Below are 19,989 nucleotides of genomic sequence, written 5' to 3' on the forward strand. Positions count from 1 at the left end.
ACTCAACTTGAAGGCCTCCTGGTTGAGTATATTGTTATGTATGCGTAGTGTCCTGTTCCTCCTACGTTGTGTGTTATTCCCATTCCGTTTCTTATATCTGCCTGTGTTCCCTTGTGTGCCCTGTATAGTAGTTGTCTTGTTATTGATACTGCCATGCTTACTCCTGTTGCCCCTATTGGGTGTCCCTTAGCCTTTAATCCTCCGTCAACGTTTACTGGTATCTTTCCCCCAATATATGTCTCCCCATTTCTTGCCATCAAATGACCTTCTCCCCTTTTTGCAAAACCCAAGTCCTCATAAGCCATTATTTCAGCAATTGTGAAACAGTCATGAACATCTGCAACATCAAAATACCTCCAAGCGTCATTAAAATCGATCTTAGCCCTCCTATAAGCCTCTTTTGCTGCTACATAGGATGCCTCTATACCTGTGAAATCAGTCCTTCTGCTCAGATTAGCAGTTCCACTTGCTACTCCCTGAGATACTATCCATACTGGTGAGTCTGTTATCTTTCTGGCTACTTCCTCAGAGGCTAATATAAGTGCAGCCGCACCATCAGTAATTGGTGAAGAGTCCAGTAGCTTTAAGGGCTGTGCCACAGGTCTAGACTTCAGGTACTCTTCCATTGTTATTTCCTTCTGGAATTGAGCATAAGGATTCCTTGCACCGTAATAATGGTTCTTCACAGCGACACTACCTAAATCCTCTTCCTTCATTCCATACTTCGCCATGTAAGCACTTGCGTATAATGCGTAGTAACCTGGGAATGTTAAGCCGAAGTTTTCGAATTCCCAGAAGTAGTTCCCAGCCCTTCCTATAAGTTCTATTACTTGAGGGTTAGGGGATTGGCTCATCTGTTCTACTCCTACAACCAGAGCAACATCTATTTCTCCAGCTTTAATTGCTTGGTAAGCATCCCTTATGGCAGCACTCCCTGTAGCACATGCAGCTTCAACCCTCATGGTTCCCTTGGGTGTTAAATCACAATATTCTCCGACCACTACAGCTGGTAGTTCTTCTGCACTCCACATTCCAACATTTCCTACTACAAAGTATTGAATGTCCTTCTGTTCAAGATTAGCCTCCTCTAAGGCTTGTTTTACAGCTTCCCATGCTAACTCTTGCATACTTACGTCGTTTCTTACTCCAAACTTTGAATGTCCTGTTCCAACAATTGCCACGTTTCTCATGAATCTCACTTGTTCTTCTCTGCCATTTCTCTTAGTACTTTCTTATCTATCTTGTTAGTTGAAGTTAAGGGCAATGTGTCGAGAAGTATGAACTTATCTGGTATCCACCACTTCTGTATCCTTCCCTGATCTGCTAAGCCAAGCATAAACTGTCTTAACTCGTCTTCAGTGACTTTCTCCTTAGCAACAATAAAAGCAACTGGTCTTTCACCCCACTTCTGATCCTTAACACCGACCACAGCAACTTGCGCCACCTTTGGATGTAGTGATATGGCGTCTTCCAATAGTAATGAGGGTATGAACTCGCCTCCACTCTTTATGGCGTCTTTATCTCTATCAACTATATGTAGGTAACCATATTCATCAATATAAGCTAAATCGCCTGTGTGTAACCAACCACCTCTCCATAATTGGGCGGTCTTCTCAGGATTCTTATAATACTCTTTTGTGAGCCATGGGGATCTTACAACTATTTCACCTATCTCTCCAGGCTTCTTGTCCTTACCTGTATCAGGATCAACGACTCTAATTTGAACTAGAGGTATTGGGACTCCTGTGGATATTTGAAGTAAGAATTTCTTTTCAGCGTCCAACTTCTGTGCTGCATTGTTATAGTATCCCATGCTTAATACTGGGCAAGTCTCAGATAGACCATAGCCAGTAGTCACTGTGATTCCTAACTCCCTTGCCTTTCTTGCTAAACCTTCAGGTAAAGCGGAACCACCTATAGTTACTTTCCATTTCTTAAATACGTGAGAATACTTAGGTGCATCAGGATGAGTTAAGAGCAAATGAAGGATCGTGGGAACCATCGCTGAGTAAGTTACCCCTTCTTTTTCCATTAATTTCAGTATGAATCCGTAGTCGTATCTACCTGGTAAGACATATTTTGTACCAGCTAAAAACGTGACAAATGGGAATCCCCATTGATGAACATGGAACATAGGCACTAGGATCATATACACGTCTTCTGGTGAGAGATTAAATGGCGACCTTGTGCCAGTTAAAGCTACACTCATAGCATGCATGAACAACTTTCTGTGAGTAAACCACACTCCTTTAGGTTCTCCTGTTGTACCTGAGGTATAAAATATAGTGGACATGTCATTCTCCTTAACATCAAACTCCTCAGTAGGCTCATTGCTCTCAATAAGTTCCCAGAAATCTGTGTTGGAGATTGGGGATTTAACTTTCTCCTTGTTGTCACTATACGTGATTACCTTCATACCAGGAGGAATAATATTCTTTGCCTTTTCAATTAGAGGTACAAATTCGTCCCTGACAACTAAGTATTTGTCCTCTGCGTGAAGTATAGTCTTTACAATCAAATCCAATGGGTACCTTAAGTTGATCGTATGCAAAACAGCTCCACTTAAGGGCACTCCGTAGTAAGTGTGGAAGTATACATCAGTATCCCAGTCTAGAACCCCTATCCTCTCCCCCTTTTTCACTCCTAGTTTCTTCAACCCAGTAACTAATCTTTTTACAGAATTACTGAATGAAGAAAAAGTATATCTTCTTATATCCCTGTATACGATCTCTTTATCAGGAAATGTTCTAATACCTGTATCTAAAATTTTATCTAATGTTAATTCGTATTCGTAATACTCATTGCTCATGAAATAAATAAAACAAATCCAGTATAAAAAATTAGTTACATTTTTATGCCAAATAATCTTCTAGCAGTTTCCTTTAATATAACCAGTTTTTGTATATCGTTTGCCCCTTCATAGATTTTCATTATTTCAACATCTCTTAGCAACCTCTCGACACCGGTTGAAGTGGCTACACCATAACCGCCGTGAACAGTTATAGCCCTTATGGCAGCCCTCTCAGCAACCTCTGTGGCAAAATATTTAGCCATTGATGCTGCGACTATTCCTTCATCTACCTTACGTTGGTCTATGAGTGAGGCAGCCCAGTAGGTTAATAGCCTTGCTGCGTTTACTTCTGTTAGTGTTTCTGCTATTTTCTCCTGGACCATCTGGAATCCTAGAAGTGGTGAGCCGAAAGCACTCCTTTGCACTGAGTAGTTGGTCATTTTCTCTAATGCAGCTTGAGCAACACCTAGGGCTTGTCCAGCAACACCAACTCTAGAAGCATCAAATGTAGACATTGCGTATTTGAACCCCATACCCTCCTCTCCCACCAAGTTCTCCGCAGGAACTTCCACATCCTCAAATGCCAGCTCAGCAGTATTTGAGGCTTTTAGCCCCATTGTCTCTATTCTGTTTAATACTTTTACTCCTTTCCATTCCCTCTCCACTATGAACATTGATATTCCTTTCCACCTTGCATTTGGTTCTGGTGGTGAAGTCCTTGCAGTGACAATATAATAATCAGCAATACCACCATTAGTGATAAATATCTTCCTGGCGTTTAGAATGTACTTTCCATTCACTTTCTTGGCAGTTGATTGTATTCCTGCAACATCACTTCCTGCCTGTGGTTCAGTATTTGCAAACGCAGCAGCCTTATCTCCCTTGGCAACAGGTGTAACATACTTCTTCCTCTGCTCCTCACTACCAAATAGCAATATTGGAGTCATAAATAAACCTCCTACTGCCACTCTTGTCGAAAGTGCAGCCCATACTCTTGCCATCTCTTCTTGTGCTATAACTGTCATCAGTGAATCTCCGCCTTGTCCTCCATACTCTTCAGGGACTGATACACCGTATAAGCCTAACTCTTTCGCTTTTTCTAAAACTTCCTTAGGGATCTGTCCCTCTTTTTCTCCTTTTTCTACGTACGGTGCTACGTCCCTTTCCATGAATTCCCTTACTGCCCTTCTAAAAAGTTCATGTTTTTCTGATATTTCTACATTGAATGCTTCCAATGTTTTAAAAGGCAAAACCATGCTTAACTTTACCTTTCAGTCCTATTAAGCTTTTCTTCCAGACCGTTTATTAAAAGATGTGAATTTGAAAGACTGAGCGGAAATCTCCTTTTTTCCTAAGCCTCTTTCCTCGTTTAAAAGTTTTTTATTAGGTTTTTAAGGTAAGGATAGGGGGTTTCCACTCATGATTAGATTACTTGTGGGGAGTTTTGCAAAGTTATTAGTTATATCTATAGGATTAGTGTTATGTTTATTTGAAAAATTAGAACTGCCTTTAAAATAATCAGTTGATTATAATGTCAACTTCATAAAAGTTTGAACATAGTAGGTCGGGTCGGCCAGGCGTGAATATAGTGATATTAGAAAGTTGTAAATTATACTTTTGAATACTTTTCGGACATGAAATATAACATATTGTTTAAAATTTCTGGATCTTTATTACCAGTCCTATGATGACGAAGACATAAATGTGACTTGAGATGTAAAAATATAGACAGCTAGGAGTGAGATGGAAACATGTCTTATCGTCATATCCATTTAATGTGAAGTTGATTACGGATAAGATTTATATAAGCACGTACGTCTATACATAAGGTATGAAGGTTAAGGTTACACTGTCTATAGATAGTGAAGTTTTAAAGAAGGCTAAAGAACTTGCCGTTGAAAGAAAGGTCACTCCCAGTTAGATTTTCGAGAAGGCAGTATTGGAGCTTGATAGTTTGTCAACTGTCAATAAAATTACGAGAGAATTAGATTTATTGCCTAGGCTCATTTCCTTTGTAAAGAGTTACCAAGAGTAGAATTACCTTAAACGCTAGTGGTTTAGTCAGGGTAATGAGAGATGAACGTTTATCTAGATATTAGCGCAATAGTTAATAGATAGTTTAATGAGCCCGACAGCCACAAAGTGGAAGAAGTGTATAGAGAGGCTTGGAAAGGTTCACTAACCATCTCATTTTCAATATACTAGGTGAACTGATCCGTGTGGCTGGTAGATTGAAGAGTTCAAGGAAGGTTAACATTGATATTAAGAAAGATTTTTTAGATAAGTTCTTTAAAGAGACACTTAATCTCTTGAGGTTCAGGACACTGAGATTGATCCCTACAGACTCAGAGACCGTTTTAAAATCATTATGAATAATAACTAAGTACCATGTTTATGTAGCAGACGCAATACAGATAGTTAGTTGCGTCTTTTCATCATGCGAAAAATTGTATACTGCCAATAAGAGATTAGGAGAGATTGTCAGAAAACTAGGGATTGATGTGGAGATCCTAGGTTAACATTCTGAGACTGCTGTCTATAATCATTAAAAGGTTAATAATTATTATAATTGCCTGCATTAAAGCATTGATAAAGGAGGTTATTTAATAGTGCATCTCAATGAAAGAGCCTGAAGAGTTAGACTATACAAGCTTTTTCAGGACTCCTATTAACATTTTACCCTGAAATCAGTACATGGACGTAGCTTAAACTCATAATAATCTTCCAGTGTATTGGCTACTTCAGATAGGAGTTTTAATCATAACGGACTTTTTCCACATATACACTGCTGGTACAATCATATAGGAAAATAAAAATAAAATGAAGTACTACCTTATTTCCCAGAAAGCTTTGCCACTACTTGCTTTATCTCTTCGTAGTTGGGCTCTATACCAGGATTGTCTGATACCCACTTATATCTAATAACTCCGTCTTTATCGATAATGAATACTGACCTCTTTGATATCACATAGTCCTTCAGGACAGGCAATTCTCCAGCTATACCATATGCCTTTACGGCTACTCTGTTAAAGTCACTAAGTAATGGGAAGTTTATCTTATTCTGCTCCTTAAATGCCTTGTTTGAAAATGGAGGATCCACGCTTATTCCTAATACAACTGCATTAAGTTCATTAAACTTGGATAGAGAGTCTCTGAAAGTACACATTTCTCTCGTACAAACACTGGTAAATGCACCAGGGTAGAATGCCAAAACGACTACCTTCCCCTTAAAGTCTGTCGGTATTTTCCATTTCTTTAGGTCTGTATCCACTAATTCAATCTCGGGTGCTTTTTCTCCTACTTCAGGCATATGAAACTATACGTAAGCTAGAATATAAGCTTTTAATATATAAGTGCTAAACATTATTATATCCTTATCTTAACTGGAATAATAGAAGACAATATTATAGACCTTCTAGTTATTACTAGGTAATTCCTTTTAGATTTATATAATCATTATTATACAAGTCTATCTGTTTACTTTATTTAATTTCTGAATTAATAAAACCCTTTCATTGTTTCATGTAATAGTCCTTATACCTGTTTCTCAATTCCTCCTTTCTGAACTTACCAACACTGGTTTTAGGTATTTCATCAACAAAGACAATATCATCTGGTAACTGCCACTTTGCAAACCTCTTCAAAAGATGCTCTCTTAATTCTCTTTTAACCTCGTCCTTAGGCAAACTCTCATAGTCTGACTTAAGCACTACAATAGCCAAAGGTCTCTCACCCCACTTAGGATGAGGAACACCAACAACACTAGCCTCCCTAACATAAGGATGAGCCATCAAAAAGTTTTCCAAATCTACACTACTAATCCACTCACCACCGCTTTTAACCACGTCTTTTAACCTATCAACAATCTTAATGTGACTTAACTCGTCAATCACAGCTAAATCTTTACTTTTCCACCACCCATCACTATTAAAAGACTCTGCACTCCTCGGATCATTATAGTATGACTTAGCGATCCACGGTCCTCTAATCCAGATTTCGCCTACACTCTTACCATCCCAAGGTAATTCTTCACCTGACACAGGATCGACTAACTTAACCTCAACACCAAATGTTGGATAACCTTGACCCGCCTTTATACGTCTCTCTTCCGGAGGTAATTGCTCTAACTCAGGTTTGATTCCTCCTGCAACACCTGGTCCAGTCTCTGTCGCACCATAACCATTACCAGCTACCTCTATGCCGTACTTAGCAAGTGCAGAAACTAAAGCAGGCGGTGCAGCTGCTCCTCCTATTCCAACTATCAGCCCTTTTAAATCAGGCTTTGGATTCATGTTCTCAATTCTTCGGAGTAGTTCAAAGAATACAGTTGGAACTCCCCCTGTTCTCGTGACTTTATGATTTAAAATGTGCTCAACCATGGAGTCAACAGTTGGTCTACCAGGAAATATCTGCTTACAACCAGTAATTGCACCAGCAAACTGAGTACCCCAACCATGGACATGGAAAAATGGGACAACTGGAAGTAGTACATCTGAAATTTTTAACCGTCTTGAGGCATTTAATGCGTGAAGAACTATTGACCTATGGGAGTAAAATACACCCTTTGGTAGACCTGTAGTCCCAGTAGTAAATGCAGCTAAGGCTGAGCTCTTCTCATCTACCTCTTCAAATTTTCTGTTGGGTGAGCCGGACTTCACTAATTCTTCATAACCAAACGCATTCCTTACACTTGTCTTGATTTCCTCTAAAGGTCTGTCACTCATGACAATAGTGTAGTCGAAATTATACTCCTTAGATAGAGCCTCGGCCAATGGAAGTAATGAATCGTCAACCAGAAGACCTTTTGGTTTGGTTAACTTTAAAATGTATAATAGGTCTGCAGGGTGAAGTCTAATGTTTAATTCCAATAACACTGCTCCAAGTGATGGGATAGTGAAGAATGACTCAAAATACCTGTGATCGTTCCAACCCAATATACCTATAATATCACCTGGATTTATTTTCAGTTCACTCTCTATTGAGTTGGTAAAACTGGAAATCCTTTCCAGTATTTTTCCGTAATCTAGATTGTGGATTTTGCCACCTAAAGACCTTCTGTCTGAAATTATTTCCCTTTCTCCGTGAACTTTTCCGGCATACTGAATTATTTTATGTAGGTTCAGTTGCCATTCATCATTTACAGTTGATGGTATCCCCTTTATCATAATAGAATATTTTAAACTTGATTATTAATAAATATTAAAGTTAAAAATTATCCGTTAGTTATTTGCCTAAGCTTGAACTATTATAAAATAAGTGACTAGTTACTGCTCCCTTCAGAGTAAAAATTATTAGAAGATAATTGCAGTGACGAACAGGAAAAAGCGAACTATAATTAATTCCATTACAGTTTCAGGTTTATCTATTCATCTGATATTCTTCATCTAAAGAATACACTCATGATAAAAGAATTACAAACCTCGCCCTTTAGGGCGGGGAGTGGGTCAGTTATCCTGAAATCTGTGTAATCGGTCCATTTAAGTTGACCACTAAGGTCAGCGTTGTAAGAGAAGATAATAAAAACGTCATTTTAAATGAAAACGAATTGAAAGATAGATATGCGTACTATGTTATAGTTAAACTCTATGGATTTACCAGAAGCTTCTTCAGGATAGAGTTATTTGACTTGAACGTATTAAAGGACTCAATTCCCGTAGTGTTTGGTAATGTCTCCTACTCTTCATTACCTGTATGGATAGATGAAGTGGATAGGAGAGCAAAAGAGGTGGTTAGAGGGCTATTTTACCTATCTTTTGAGAAGTTGAATGACATTCTCTCCTTCCTCCATGATGCTAAATTGGAGGCATTAGAAATAGGTAAGACCTTAAGTATTAATGTATCTGAATGACGAGACAAAAGTGTCTTTTCAAACTAGGTTAAGTGGCTACATGAGTTCTCCTAAATTCCCTCACCACATCTCAGCCTCTTCAAAACTGCGACTGTGACTCTTCATTTAGAGTATTATGTAAAAAGCCTTAAAGAGGTTTCTAAAACAGTTCTAATCCGCTTGGGTGTTTAGGGGAGAGAATATAATTTTGTTTACCTGTTTTGGAAATCTTCTATTCTATGAAGGAAAATTTTTGAGATACAGCCTTTAAGGTATTACTATATAATTAATTAACTATGATGGTACTTGAGAGCTCTCGTACATCTCATTTAATTGACTGCCTCAGACTTAACTACCCTAAAGAGGTAGCCCACGCCATAGCCTTCCTTGTGTCTGTAAGAAATAATGAAATAGATCTTTTAGGATTCGAGCCAACCAGAGATTCAGTAGAGTATGTTAACTACGTTAAGGCTAAAAATGGTGGAACAATTAATTCTTCTGAATGTGGAAAAATAAAGTTAGAATATAAGGAAGAAGTTATCAAGAGCACTGCTAAAAAATTAAGATATAATTTAGCTGGTGATGGAGTTAAGTTTACTGATGAAGAGATGAAACTCCTGAATGAATTAGGGATAAAATAAAATCTGTAGCTTAAAAACGTACTAGCTCTATTAATGATGAAATTTTACCTTTAAAGAGATCTTTTTAAAGTTTAATATATCTAAAAATTAATTTTTCCCTCTCCTTTATAACAGGAGGAGAATCAGGTTTTAGAGTATTAATTTAACTGTTTATCCGTTTCCGGAAAAACTTAAAAAGCAGAATAATCAATTCATTCAATATATAGTTTCTATAGATTATATAAATACTTTTTGCGAATAAAACTTTAAATGTATTACATGAGTACATTAGTACATGAAAAGGATTCTCTTAATCACATTATTTCTCACATTGTTTATAACAAATTCTTCTTTTACTTCATTCTCTTATAACACTCAAACTCCGATAAAACACATTATAATAATCATACAGGAGAATCACTCTTTCGACAACCTGTTTGGCACTTATCCTTTTGGATATCCTTCTATTGTAAATAACATAACGCTATCAGTAATGTTCCCCCAGGGACTATACACCAATTACACTGAACTAAAACAAGGTACACTAGATTACATCTCAGTTCCTAATGTACCTTGGCTGCCTATCTTTGGTTATTCTCATCCATACTATGCTAACTCCTATTCCACTGAGGATCCAAACGAGGGATGGACTAATTATCATGGTGATTATTGGTTCGACACATTCAACGGTTTTGTTTTTTACTCAGGACCTCAGTCGATGGCATACTTCTCATATGAACAGTTGGCTCCCTTGTGGGACTATGCTGAAGAATACGTCTTAGCAGATAATTACTTCTCCCCAGTTATGGGGCTTACAGCACCTAACAGAATAGCTTATCTCACAGGAAGTCCTCCCTCTTTTTACACCGATGAACCAGGTCAAGTGATTCCAATTCAGCAGAGTATATTTTATCAACTTTCTGAGTACAATTTGACATGGAAATATTACGTTTACGGCTATGAGGGTGGAGTACCTTATCCTTTAAATATTTTCATAGGCTCTGATAGTTACACCTCTCATTATGCTAACATCAGTCAGTTTTATGAAGATTTAAAAAACAGAAATTTACCTTCTGTATCTTGGGTCATGTTCCTAGGTGGCTCCACAGACCAATATGATATGCACCCACCAGGAAACCTTACAAGTGGAGAGAAACTTTTAGTTGATGTCGTTAATGCTGTGATGGAGAGCAAAGAGTGGAATTCCACAGCTATCTTCATAACATTTGATGAGGGCGGAGGATACTTTGATCAGGTAACCCCTCCCTCTGTTAATTATTACGGTCTTGGCCAAAGAATTCCATTACTTATCATTTCTCCTTATGCGAAAGAGGGTTACGTTAATAATTACACAATGTCAGGCTACACCCTCCTAGGTTTCATCGACTACAACTTCAATTTGCCCTACATCACCACACTTGCAGAGCAGGGAGTCCAAGGTTTATTGCACAGCTTCAACTTCAACTCTCCCCCTAGGTCTCCTATAATATTAGAGCCCTATAATTGGACCTATCCTATACCTCTCCAATACCCTGTCCATTATGGTTATATTGCAACTGTACCTAAATATGAGGGATATGCAGAGGTTTACTATATGCCAATATTGAACTTCCTATTGCCGTTGAATTTAGTAGCATTTGCGATTTTAATCCTCTCTGTAAAGTTTAAGAGAGTTTTGCTGAAACCGTCTTTAATAATATTTCTAATTCTACTGGGGATTTCAGCTTATGTATACACTACTAGTCCAATATATCAATTTGTCAGTGAATATTATTTAGCCTCGTCCTTCATAGGTGTTGTGATCAGTTCTATTTTATTTGTCAAAATATATAAGAAGTATTTAAGGAGATGAGGTAAAGTGACCTTTAATGAAACTTTTCATCACGTGAATAACTTGATAATCCCAAAAGGATGTGAGGTTAAATAGTATCCCGTGACAAAACAGAGTGACTGATAATGAGTGGAAGTATGTATTACTAGGTAACTGAAGTATTTCTTGAATTAAGGTTTTCTTTCACATTCGATTTCGTCCTGGTTTCAACAACTATCAGTACGTGAATATTGTCTTTACTAAAATTCCATTTTAAATACTTCCTTCTCCTCTTGATAGACTGTCAACTCTCTGCTATTGGATTCTAACACTCCATAACACTTATGAAGTTGGGAACTATCTACTCTCAAATATTTAGTCTCGAACTGGAAATTATGAAAGGTGTAACAACCTTGAGTCATATGTCCGTTAAAGAAAAGTCTTGGTTTCAGCTCTTCTATCCCTTGATATACTAAGGCACTGCCCTCGTCCTTGCTCATTTCTGGATATACTTCTGGGAGATATGGGGGTTGATGCATCACTAGTATATCTAATCTATCTACTGCCTTTTTTATCCTGTAGATTGCATTTCTAAATCGTGTCGGAGAGGTCTTAGGAATTCCCTTTTTACTTCCTTCCCCTATTAGTCCATTAATTCCAGCAATTTTTAATCCTCCTACCTCATACACCTTTCCGTCATGCATAACGTAACCTTCGATAAGCGGAAAATTCTCATGATTCCCATAAACGGTAAGTAATTTTTTCACTTTAGACATAATATTTAAGAAGTCATTAGGTGTCATCCCATCATCCCAATCACCAGCTGATATGAGAACATCTGGCCTAACCTTATCAATCACGCTTAGTAACCATTCTATTGCAACGGATTCATTATAATTCCTATAAATTCTGAAAGACTTATGAACATCACTTACTAAAAGAAATCTCATACTATTAAATCCCAGTTTCACATTTTTAACTTTTCTTTCTGGAAATAGACTTTCAGCATATAAGTATAAACTTGAAATAATCTAATATTGTGATGTAAGTGTTCCGTAGCCTTAATCTTCAAGAATGTTTTTGAGAGTTGCTTTAAAGCACTTAAAGGGGAGTAAGATTTGTTAAAATGTCTTAGCACTTGCTTATAAAATATTAAAAGGACTCAGCATTATATTAACTGGTGGGTCACCAGTAACTGGTGGGGGTACATGTTATTTGACTTACATCCTAAGATAGAATTAAGAGAGTTGTTTGGCAGAGGGACAGAAGTAGAATATATTATACACCAGATTATTTCGAGAAATTGGATTATAATTAGTGGACAAAGGGGAATAGGAAAGACTAGTGTTATGAAGGTTAGTATAAATGAGTTAAAAAAGAGAAATTCTACTGATGGAATATACTTAAACTTAAGAGGAGTTAAGACACTGAGAGAATTATTATCTCTCCTCATTTCAGAAATAAATAGAAATAAACTTTTCAACATATTCAATATTAACGTTAACCTAAACTTTGGTCCTTTAGGCGTTGAACTTAAGAGAGGCAGATTGACAGTCCAAAGAGGTTTGCTGGAGTTACTCCTGTCAATAAATAGAGATATGGTTATAGGGCTTGATGAGGTTCAGGAACTCTCCCCTGTTAGTAAACCTTTACTAGATGTCTTGGGAAACGTCTTTATGAGTAATCCTAAAGTTAGGTTCATTTTTTCCGGATCCTACGTAGGTTTAGTCAAGGCACTATTGAGTCCTAAGGAAGGATCACCTCTGCTTGGGAGACCGCCAGTCGAGGTTAGATTAAGGCCTTTTGATAAAATTACATCAATTAATTTCTTGAAAGAGGGTATGAGGGAGCTAGATGTCGATTTCGAGAATAATAAGGCTGAGGAAGTGGTCAATAAACTTGATGGAATAGTAGGTTGGTTGACTTTATTTGGTAATAACTATGCCATAAGAAAGTTAAACTATGAGTATTCATTACAGTCTACCATAGAAGAGGGTAAGAGAATAATGCTGGAGGAGTTAGATCATTTCCTCGAAGGAAGGAATAGAGAGTTATATTTAGCCATATTATCCTCCCTTAAAATTGTCAAAAGATGGAAGGACATAAAGTTCGCTACTTCTGTGAAGTTGAAGAGGAGTATTGATGATAAGGAGTTGAGTTCCGCCCTTGAATCCTTGATTAAATACAATTTCATAGATAAAATTAAGGAAGGTGAATATCAGATAACAGATCCTATCTTAAGAGAAATAGATTTCGACCATGTGGCTGACTTCCTCCCCGCCCTAAAGGGCGAGGGTTCCGGGCATTAGGACTCTGTCGAGTCCCGCACTTGCCCGGCAGTCGAGAGGCTCAGAGAATCCCATAAAGATTCATAACTGCGACCACATCGCGGTCGTTCTCATAACCACATGAAACACACCTAAATTGCCTATACGCATATTCCTTCATTTCACCTTTACATTTCGGACAACGAGTAGAAGTATAAAACGCAGGAACTTTAACTACTTTAAGGCCATGCTTTATCGCTTGCCACTCAATCCAGTATTGAACACGACGATACTGCATTAAATACAATTTATCACGAAACGGTTTGGCTAACTTATCAACGTTCTTAATCATGTTGTTTAAATCCTCAATAAAAATGGTAGACACGTTATACATTTTAGCTATCTCAACTACCCATTTTCCTGTTTTCTTTGCAAAATCCTCTAGTATCCGAGTGGCTCTTCTATGAAAAGTGACATATCTATTATGTATCCTCTTGACTGTGTTTACCTTATTACCATACTTTTTTTGAAGTCCTTCAGCCAACGACTTGTAGTGTTTAGCGTCATCAAGACGTGTAGGTATAATAACATGTTCTTTATCATTACCTACAGTGAGATTCTCCATGTTAACGTCAACAGCAACACCACCAGACGCTACGGGTGGCTGAATCTCCTTCAGAAAAGTGACTTTAAGGAATGCCTTGTCGTCTACTATCTTCAGTCTAGCTTCCCTAATTTCCCAATCCTTATACAGTGTGTAGTTTCTAGGATAACCAATAATGGAAAGATCGCCAACAGAAGTTATGTTAACTTTCATTTTCTCAAGATCAAGTCTATACGATAGTTTGGGCGTTAGCCACACTGAGAAGCGTTTGATTTTTGGAAACTTTCCTTGCTTAGGGTTTTTCCTCCAGCTATTGTAGACCGCGATGGCGTTCCTATAACAATCTTCAGTAACTTTGGAGGGCAAATTAAACTTCTCTCTTAACTGTTGATAAAGGGCATCATGTACTTGCTTTATAATATTCTTCGCCGGCTTATTCTTCTTTAACCAATCCATTACGAAATCGAGTGCTTTACCATACTGAGAAACGAGGTAGAGTAGTCCGGCTGAGGGGGAGATCCTAAACGTGATTGTAGATCGGATCTCGATTCCCTCATGAGGGTGCTTAGAGTTACTCCCCTTAACCTGACTACTCATAAGAGCATAAATGAACAAGTAGTTTTAAAAACTTTTACTAACCATAAATGACTAGTTTTTCGTTCTTCTAAATCTACATCCCCGCCCTAAAGGGCGAGGCTCTCATTCTTTTGTAAACCACATTAGTAGATATAGTATTTAAAAGAGTTTGTTACGATGGATTTATTTGATCAATATTCTTCCTCTATCCAAATAATTAGTTATTATGATGAAAGAACGTGATTATAAAAAATAAATGGAATTTGTATAATGCAGTAGGAATTGAGATCATAAGCCTATAAAACTCTTTTATCTCCGTTATTAAGTAATCCAATTAGAAAGGTAAAAAGCATATTACTTTTAAGATTTCTATATTATTAGCATTTTTCTTTATTCCTTCCTTGCATATATGAGTTATTTTCCTTTAAATTCTGGTTTTCTCTTCCGAAGAAAGGCTTCATGGGCTTCCTTGATATCCTCAGTCTTAGAAGAAACCATGAAAGATAAGATTTCATAGTATAGGCCGGCGTTTAAACTACATTCAGCCCCTTTTTCTATGGCGAATTTAGCCATCCTCAAAACTAATGGGCTTTTGGAGGATATCTTCCTAGCTAATTGCATGGTAAACTCTTCAAGCTCATTAGATTTAACATAAAAGTCTATCAACCCCCACTGATAAGCTTTAGTTGCATCAATGAAATCCCCCGTATAAATTAAGTATTTTGCTCTCTGTTCACCTATTTTTCTAGGTAATCTTTGTGTACCTCCCCAGCCCGGTATGAAACCTATGTTAACTTCAGGAAATCCAAAAGTTGAAGTTTCATCAGCTACTATAAAATCACAACTTAAAGCTAGCTCTAATCCACCACCTAAACAGTAACCTCTAACCATAGCTATTACAGGCTTTAGATAATCATCAATTAAGTTAAATAATCTCATCATCTCATCAGCTACGTTATGATAATTCCTTAAGATATAAGGATCGTTCAAATTGACGCCTGAATCTTTTAAATCATCGCCTGTTGAGAAGGCCTTATTTCCATGACCTGTCAAAATTATTACTCTGATCTCATTATCTTTAGCCAAATTTTCAAAAACCTCCCTTAATTCTTTCCTCATTTTCACGTTTATTGCATTTAATACTTCAGGTCTATGGAGTAAAACCTTTACTATCCCTCTTTCTGGCCTCTCTACTTTTATAGTTTCATAACTCATTTCTTCTCGCCTTTATACATTTTAATTAACTCTTCTCTTCTTACTTTTCCTGAAGGTGTCAGAGGCATTTGATCCAGTATAATTATCTCCTTGGGCACATTATACCAAGCCATATTTGCTTTACACCATGATAACAACTCGTTTTCAGTTAGCACATGCCCTTCCTTCAATTTTACAAATGCTATAGGAACTTGTCCACTTTCCTTATCTGGAACACCTATAACACCGACTTGCTCAACCAAAGGATGTTTTAATAATAAGAATTCTATTTGAGGTGGATATACACTAATTCCCTTAACCTTGATCATCTGTTTCTTTCTAGCTATATAATATAAGAACCCGTTATCATCATACATACCCACGTCTCCAGTGAAGAACCATCCCTCCTTAAAGCTCTTTAGGCTCTCCTCTGGGTTATTTGCATAACCTTCCACTACAGAAGGAGATTTTACAACGATTTCTCCCTTTTCTCCAAAATTTGCCAATTCTCCATCCTCTTTAACTATCTTAACTAATGTACCTGGTACAGGTATTCCACAGAAGACCGCATTATTCTTCTCGGCAAGTTCTATATCCAGATTGTTTAAATGAAAACCTCCAGTAAAAGTATCCATAGTATGAGTTTCAGTAAGTCCGTATGCAGCCTCTCTCAGTATACAGCCAGTCAACTCTTGCCATCTTTTCCTTAACTCAACAGTTAACCCCTTTATAAAACTGGAACCTATGCAAGTGTTTAATGATCTCAAATCATAATCCTTTACTTTAGGATAGGAAATCATGTCCCAATATATATCGAAAGGACCATAAATCGTGGATACATGATACTTATGTATTGCTTGAATTCCTGCAGTAGTATCCCATCTCGTTAGAAGTACAATTGTACCCTCTGAAACTGTAGGTCCTAAAATTCCTACGTCAATCCCAGCTATCCAAAATATTGGGACTAAAACTAAGGTCACACTATTACTGTATATCTGTCGAGCGAAATCTTCAAAGTCAACATGGGTATTTGGATATCTTTCAATTAATAAATGCGCAATTGTGTAAGTGTATATAACTCCCATTTTGTAAAGTATGCCTTCATGTTTGTGCATAACTGATTTAGGCAGACCTGTTGTGCCTCCTGTGAAGTTCATTGTGGCATAGTCATTTAGATTGATTTCTATACTAGGTTTTTTCCCTGAATAATTAGACAAAGTCCTTAGAAAATCAGTAGGTTCAACTGATTTAATTGAGGGGTAGACGGGAATTTCAGGATTTTTAGGAATCACTTCATCAAACGATGTGGTAACGACCATTACTTCTCTGGTTTTATCCCCTAGAATTTTTCTTATCTCATTATGGACTGCATCTAAAGTAATAATGAATCTTGGAGAAGACGATCTTATAAAATACTCTAACTCTGCTCCTTTTAACATAGGATTAAGAAATACTACTATTCCTCCTGCTTTAAGAGTCCCAAAATAGGAAATGTAGAACTGAGGAAGATTTGGCAAAATAAGTGCTACTTTATCACCTTTTTTTAATCCGTTTTCAATCAGAAAATTAGAAAACTGATTACTCCACGTATCAATATCCTTATATGAGAATCTGTTACCATAGTAGATTATGTAAGGTTTTTCCGGGTTAATTATGGAGTACTTTTCTAGGTATTCATGAATAGGTAATTTTCCAAGAGGAAGTATAGGCTGTTTAGGCAATGACGGATGCGGCCATATTTTCTCCCATTTTCTATTTAATGATAGAATATATTCATCAAAATTCATTATTTTTAAATTGTACTTGATAATTTATAAGTATTATAGACACCTAGACTCTCTTTTGCACTTATTTAAAGAATCCACGATAATAAGGAACATGAGTTTTTAATGATAAAGACACCGGTTCCTTATAGTGTCAGATCATTTTTGAGCAGTTTGGTTGAATGAGTACACATTCAAAATTAGTCCATAAATTGTAAAAGTTGGACTGCCATTACGTGAGTATAATATTTATTAATCCTACAAATTTATAATTTTGATTATGAAAGTCGATGATATTAAGAAAATACTCGTAGTCGGAGCAGGAACCATGGGTCATGGAATAGCCGAAGTGTTTGCCATAGCTGGATACCATGTGTACCTCTCCGATGTATCAGAAGATATTCTAAGTAAAAGCCTTAACAACATAAGATGGAGTTTAAGTAAACTTAAGGAGAAAGACAGGATCAAGGAAAGTGTTGATAAAGTGCTTTCAAGGATTATACCTGTTGTCGGGTTAAATGAAAGTATAAGAGATGCCGATTTTGTAGTTGAAGCTTCTCCTGAGATAATAGATCTGAAAAGACAAATATTTTCCACTCTAGATAAACTACTTTCACCTGATACAATTTTAGCCACAAATACAAGTACATTACCAATTACCAGTATCGCTGAAGTCACATCGAAACCTGAAAGAGTTGTAGCCATGCACTTTTTCAATCCACCAGTTCTCATGGAACTTGTCGAAGTAATGAAAGGGGAAAAAACCAATGATGAAGTAGCTCTAACGACTTATGAATTAGCCAAGAAGATAGGAAAGAAACCAATACTGATAAAGAAAGATGTGCCAGGTTACGTTGTAAATAATATTCTAGGTGCAGTCTCAGGTACAGCTTGTTTGCTAGTGGAAAAAGGACTAGCAGACATTAAGGAAGTAGATGCTGTAACCATGTATAAGTTAGGTTTCCCAATGGGAGTATTCATACTTGCAGACTACAGTGGGCTCGACATAGGATATAACGCATTAAGATCTAGAGAGAAATTGGGTTTAAAGTCCAATAGACCTCCCTGTAGTATGGTGGAAGAGAAAGTTAAGAAAGGCGAATTAGGTGTAAAGAGTGGTAAGGGATACTATCAGTACCCTGCACCAGGCAAATATCAAAAGCCTGAAATACCTAGAGAATTAGCGGAGAAATTAAATCCAGCTCTGATTCTTTGCGGAGCAGTGAACGTGGCTTCAAGGATGTATAGGGAAGGGATTGTCAGCAAGGAGGAAATAGACTTAGCAGTTAAATTGGGATTAAACTACCCTAAAGGAATATTTGAATATGCTGATGAAATAGGCATAGACGAGATACTTAGCGGAATGAAAACGCTAAAAGATATATCATCATCTGATTTCTACGATCCTGATCCACTTCTCCTGGAAATGCAGAAGAGTAACGAACTGGGCAAAAAGACGGGTAAAGGATTTTATGAGCATAAGAAAGCAGAAGAGAAAAAGTTAGACACTATAATCGTGAGGATAGAAGAACCTATAGCAACAATTATTCTGAATAGACCTGAGAGGTTAAATGCAATCAACGGAAAGATGTCTGAGGAGATAACCAGTACACTTTCAACCCTAGCTGAGGATCAACGGATAAGAGTAGTCATTATTACAGGGAGTGGTAAAGCGTTTTCAGCAGGTGCAGATGTTACAGGTTTCCAACAGTCTGGTAGTCCTACGTCACGGGCAATATTCAGAAAGGATCTCTTCAGTACCGTAACTAAGTTCCCTAAACCAGTTATCGCTGCTATAAATGGATTTGCCCTAGGCGGAGGACTTGAGCTGGCAATGGCGTGCGATATCAGAATAGCTTCCTCTAACGCTGAATTAGGACAGCCTGAAATTAACCTAGCGTTAATTCCAGGTGGAGGAGGAACCCAGAGGCTAACTAGACTAGTTGGGAGAGGTTGGGCTAAATATATTGTATATTCAGGGGAGAGAATCTCCGCGTCCTTGGCTAGAGAAATAGGATTAGTGGAATTTGTAGTGCCTCCGGAGAAGTTAGAGGAAGAGGCTAAAAGAATAGCGCTTAAAATAGCTGAGAAATCACCCTTAGCATTAGCTGCAGCGAAATTAGCTATAGATTCCACTGAAGAGAGGGAAATATCCACTGGACTTAACTTAGAATCAACATTATTTGGTCTTCTCTTGACTAGCGAGGACTCTAAAGAAGGAGTGAGAGCATTTATGGAAAAGAGAAAGCCTCAGTTTAAAGGAGTATAAAAAGGTGATATTATCATTTTTCTATTGAGATATTACAGTGAAGTCAAAGAAGTAAAGGAACATTTAAGAGTGCAGATAATACGTTTGTCTATTACTAACAAGCTAATCTTTAACTTTTTTTTATACAATATTTCATAGCACACTGACTTCTTATCTCGAGCTATAGAAAGTAAATCAATAACTTTTATTATAAAAATATTTAATAAAATTCATCATTATTCTCCAATATTTTCAGAATATTAAGAATTATATTTATATGAAGTCAAAA

15 protein-coding genes and 1 pseudogene are annotated in these 19,989 nt (G+C 37.2%); 7 read left to right on the plus strand and 9 right to left on the minus strand.

All coding sequences use genetic code 11. From position 1 onward, the window contains the following. Positions 1 to 2: 2 nt before the first annotated feature. The 3 genes from SUSAZ_05235 to SUSAZ_05245 are packed head-to-tail and all read right to left on the minus strand — an operon-like array spanning position 3 to position 4,047. On the minus strand, positions 3 to 1,190 hold the full coding sequence (locus SUSAZ_05235; GenBank protein AHC51422.1) for an acetyl-CoA acetyltransferase: 1,188 nt from the start codon (positions 1,188 to 1,190) through the stop codon (positions 3 to 5). Positions 1,191 to 1,195: 5 nt separating this feature from the next. Continuing rightward, a complete protein-coding gene (locus tag SUSAZ_05240) occupies positions 1,196 to 2,809 on the minus strand; it encodes a long-chain fatty acid--CoA ligase (protein ID AHC51423.1) in 1,614 nt (537 codons plus the stop codon). 35 nt (positions 2,810 to 2,844) lie between these two features. Then, on the minus strand, positions 2,845 to 4,047 hold the full coding sequence (locus tag SUSAZ_05245) for an acyl-CoA dehydrogenase (GenBank protein AHC51424.1): 1,203 nt from the start codon (positions 4,045 to 4,047) through the stop codon (positions 2,845 to 2,847). Positions 4,048 to 4,622: 575 nt separating this feature from the next. On the opposite strand from SUSAZ_05245, the gene SUSAZ_05250 reads away from it, so the two are divergent. Both SUSAZ_05250 and SUSAZ_05255 read left to right on the plus strand, forming a co-directional pair. Further along, positions 4,623 to 4,712 carry a hypothetical protein gene (locus tag SUSAZ_05250; GenBank protein AHC52490.1) on the plus strand — a complete coding sequence of 30 codons (90 nt, stop codon included), beginning with the start codon at positions 4,623 to 4,625 and terminating at the stop codon, positions 4,710 to 4,712. A gap of 298 nt (positions 4,713 to 5,010) precedes the next feature. After that, positions 5,011 to 5,163 carry a hypothetical protein gene (locus tag SUSAZ_05255; protein AHC52491.1) on the plus strand — a complete coding sequence of 51 codons (153 nt, stop codon included), beginning with the start codon at positions 5,011 to 5,013 and terminating at the stop codon, positions 5,161 to 5,163. Positions 5,164 to 5,624: 461 nt separating this feature from the next. On the opposite strand, the gene SUSAZ_05260 is transcribed toward SUSAZ_05255, so the two are convergent. Beyond that, positions 5,625 to 6,101 (minus strand): alkyl hydroperoxide reductase, encoded by a 477-nt coding sequence (locus SUSAZ_05260; GenBank protein ID AHC51425.1) that lies wholly within the window; start codon positions 6,099 to 6,101, stop codon positions 5,625 to 5,627. Between the two features lie 202 nt (positions 6,102 to 6,303). Beyond that, a complete protein-coding gene (locus SUSAZ_05265) occupies positions 6,304 to 7,956 on the minus strand; it encodes a fatty-acid-CoA ligase (GenBank protein AHC51426.1) in 1,653 nt (550 codons plus the stop codon). Positions 7,957 to 8,273: 317 nt separating this feature from the next. Between SUSAZ_05265 and SUSAZ_05270 the strand changes: the two genes are divergently transcribed. The 3 genes from SUSAZ_05270 to SUSAZ_05280 all read left to right on the plus strand — a co-directional run bounded on the left by SUSAZ_05270 (position 8,274) and on the right by SUSAZ_05280 (position 11,090). Beyond that, positions 8,274 to 8,639, plus strand: a complete 366-nt coding sequence (locus SUSAZ_05270) for a hypothetical protein (protein ID AHC52492.1) — start codon at positions 8,274 to 8,276, stop codon at positions 8,637 to 8,639. Between the two features lie 275 nt (positions 8,640 to 8,914). Next, complete coding sequence (locus SUSAZ_05275) at positions 8,915 to 9,259, plus strand: hypothetical protein (GenBank protein AHC52493.1); 345 nt, start codon at positions 8,915 to 8,917, stop codon at positions 9,257 to 9,259. A 274-nt stretch (positions 9,260 to 9,533) separates the two neighbouring features. Continuing rightward, a complete protein-coding gene (locus tag SUSAZ_05280; GenBank protein AHC51427.1) occupies positions 9,534 to 11,090 on the plus strand; it encodes an acid phosphatase in 1,557 nt (518 codons plus the stop codon). Between the two features lie 218 nt (positions 11,091 to 11,308). Here SUSAZ_05280 and SUSAZ_05285 read toward each other — a convergent pair whose 3' ends face one another. Then, positions 11,309 to 11,998: a metallophosphoesterase gene (locus tag SUSAZ_05285; GenBank protein AHC51428.1), complete on the minus strand. Its 690-nt coding sequence runs from the start codon at positions 11,996 to 11,998 to the stop codon at positions 11,309 to 11,311. A 258-nt stretch (positions 11,999 to 12,256) separates the two neighbouring features. On the opposite strand from SUSAZ_05285, the gene SUSAZ_05290 reads away from it, so the two are divergent. After that, positions 12,257 to 13,357, plus strand: coding sequence for an ATPase (locus tag SUSAZ_05290; GenBank protein AHC51429.1), 1,101 nt, complete (start codon positions 12,257 to 12,259; stop codon positions 13,355 to 13,357). Here the strand turns inward: SUSAZ_05290 and SUSAZ_05295 are convergent. The 3 genes and pseudogenes from SUSAZ_05295 to SUSAZ_05305 all read right to left on the minus strand — a co-directional run bounded on the left by SUSAZ_05295 (position 13,354) and on the right by SUSAZ_05305 (position 17,476). Next, a pseudogene (locus SUSAZ_05295) lies at positions 13,354 to 14,462 on the minus strand (transposase). The gene SUSAZ_05290 and the pseudogene SUSAZ_05295 overlap by 4 nt on opposite strands. A gap of 447 nt (positions 14,463 to 14,909) precedes the next feature. Beyond that, positions 14,910 to 15,710 carry a crotonase gene (locus SUSAZ_05300; GenBank protein ID AHC51430.1) on the minus strand — a complete coding sequence of 267 codons (801 nt, stop codon included), beginning with the start codon at positions 15,708 to 15,710 and terminating at the stop codon, positions 14,910 to 14,912. Beyond that, positions 15,707 to 17,476, minus strand: coding sequence for a hypothetical protein (locus SUSAZ_05305; protein AHC52494.1), 1,770 nt, complete (start codon positions 17,474 to 17,476; stop codon positions 15,707 to 15,709). Before SUSAZ_05305 ends, SUSAZ_05300 begins: the two co-directional genes overlap by 4 nt. 256 nt (positions 17,477 to 17,732) lie before the next feature. Between SUSAZ_05305 and SUSAZ_05310 the strand changes: the two genes are divergently transcribed. Further along, a complete protein-coding gene (locus tag SUSAZ_05310; GenBank protein AHC51431.1) occupies positions 17,733 to 19,721 on the plus strand; it encodes a 3-hydroxyacyl-CoA dehydrogenase in 1,989 nt (662 codons plus the stop codon). Positions 19,722 to 19,989: the final 268 nt, after the last annotated feature.

Source organism: Sulfolobus acidocaldarius SUSAZ (assembly GCA_000508305.1).
Lineage (GTDB): Archaea > Thermoproteota > Thermoprotei_A > Sulfolobales > Sulfolobaceae > Sulfolobus > Sulfolobus acidocaldarius_A.

Excerpts from the sequence above, each read along its gene's own strand:
- SUSAZ_05240 (AHC51423.1), bottom strand. The coding sequence starts at position 2,809 with ATGAGCAATGAGTATTACGAATACGAATTAACATTAGATAAAATTTTA.
- SUSAZ_05275 (AHC52493.1), top strand. The coding sequence starts at position 8,915 with ATGATGGTACTTGAGAGCTCTCGTACATCTCATTTAATTGACTGCCTC.
- SUSAZ_05280 (AHC51427.1), top strand. The coding sequence starts at position 9,534 with ATGAAAAGGATTCTCTTAATCACATTATTTCTCACATTGTTTATAACA.
- SUSAZ_05300 (AHC51430.1), bottom strand. The coding sequence starts at position 15,710 with ATGAGTTATGAAACTATAAAAGTAGAGAGGCCAGAAAGAGGGATAGTA.
- SUSAZ_05305 (AHC52494.1), bottom strand. The coding sequence starts at position 17,476 with ATGAATTTTGATGAATATATTCTATCATTAAATAGAAAATGGGAGAAA.
- SUSAZ_05235 (AHC51422.1), bottom strand. The coding sequence starts at position 1,190 with ATGAGAAACGTGGCAATTGTTGGAACAGGACATTCAAAGTTTGGAGTA.
- SUSAZ_05260 (AHC51425.1), bottom strand. The coding sequence starts at position 6,101 with ATGCCTGAAGTAGGAGAAAAAGCACCCGAGATTGAATTAGTGGATACA.
- SUSAZ_05290 (AHC51429.1), top strand. The coding sequence starts at position 12,257 with ATGTTATTTGACTTACATCCTAAGATAGAATTAAGAGAGTTGTTTGGC.
- SUSAZ_05285 (AHC51428.1), bottom strand. The coding sequence starts at position 11,998 with ATGAGATTTCTTTTAGTAAGTGATGTTCATAAGTCTTTCAGAATTTAT.
- SUSAZ_05310 (AHC51431.1), top strand. The coding sequence starts at position 17,733 with ATGAAAGTCGATGATATTAAGAAAATACTCGTAGTCGGAGCAGGAACC.
- SUSAZ_05250 (AHC52490.1), top strand. The coding sequence starts at position 4,623 with ATGAAGGTTAAGGTTACACTGTCTATAGATAGTGAAGTTTTAAAGAAG.
- SUSAZ_05265 (AHC51426.1), bottom strand. The coding sequence starts at position 7,956 with ATGATAAAGGGGATACCATCAACTGTAAATGATGAATGGCAACTGAAC.
- SUSAZ_05245 (AHC51424.1), bottom strand. The coding sequence starts at position 4,047 with ATGGTTTTGCCTTTTAAAACATTGGAAGCATTCAATGTAGAAATATCA.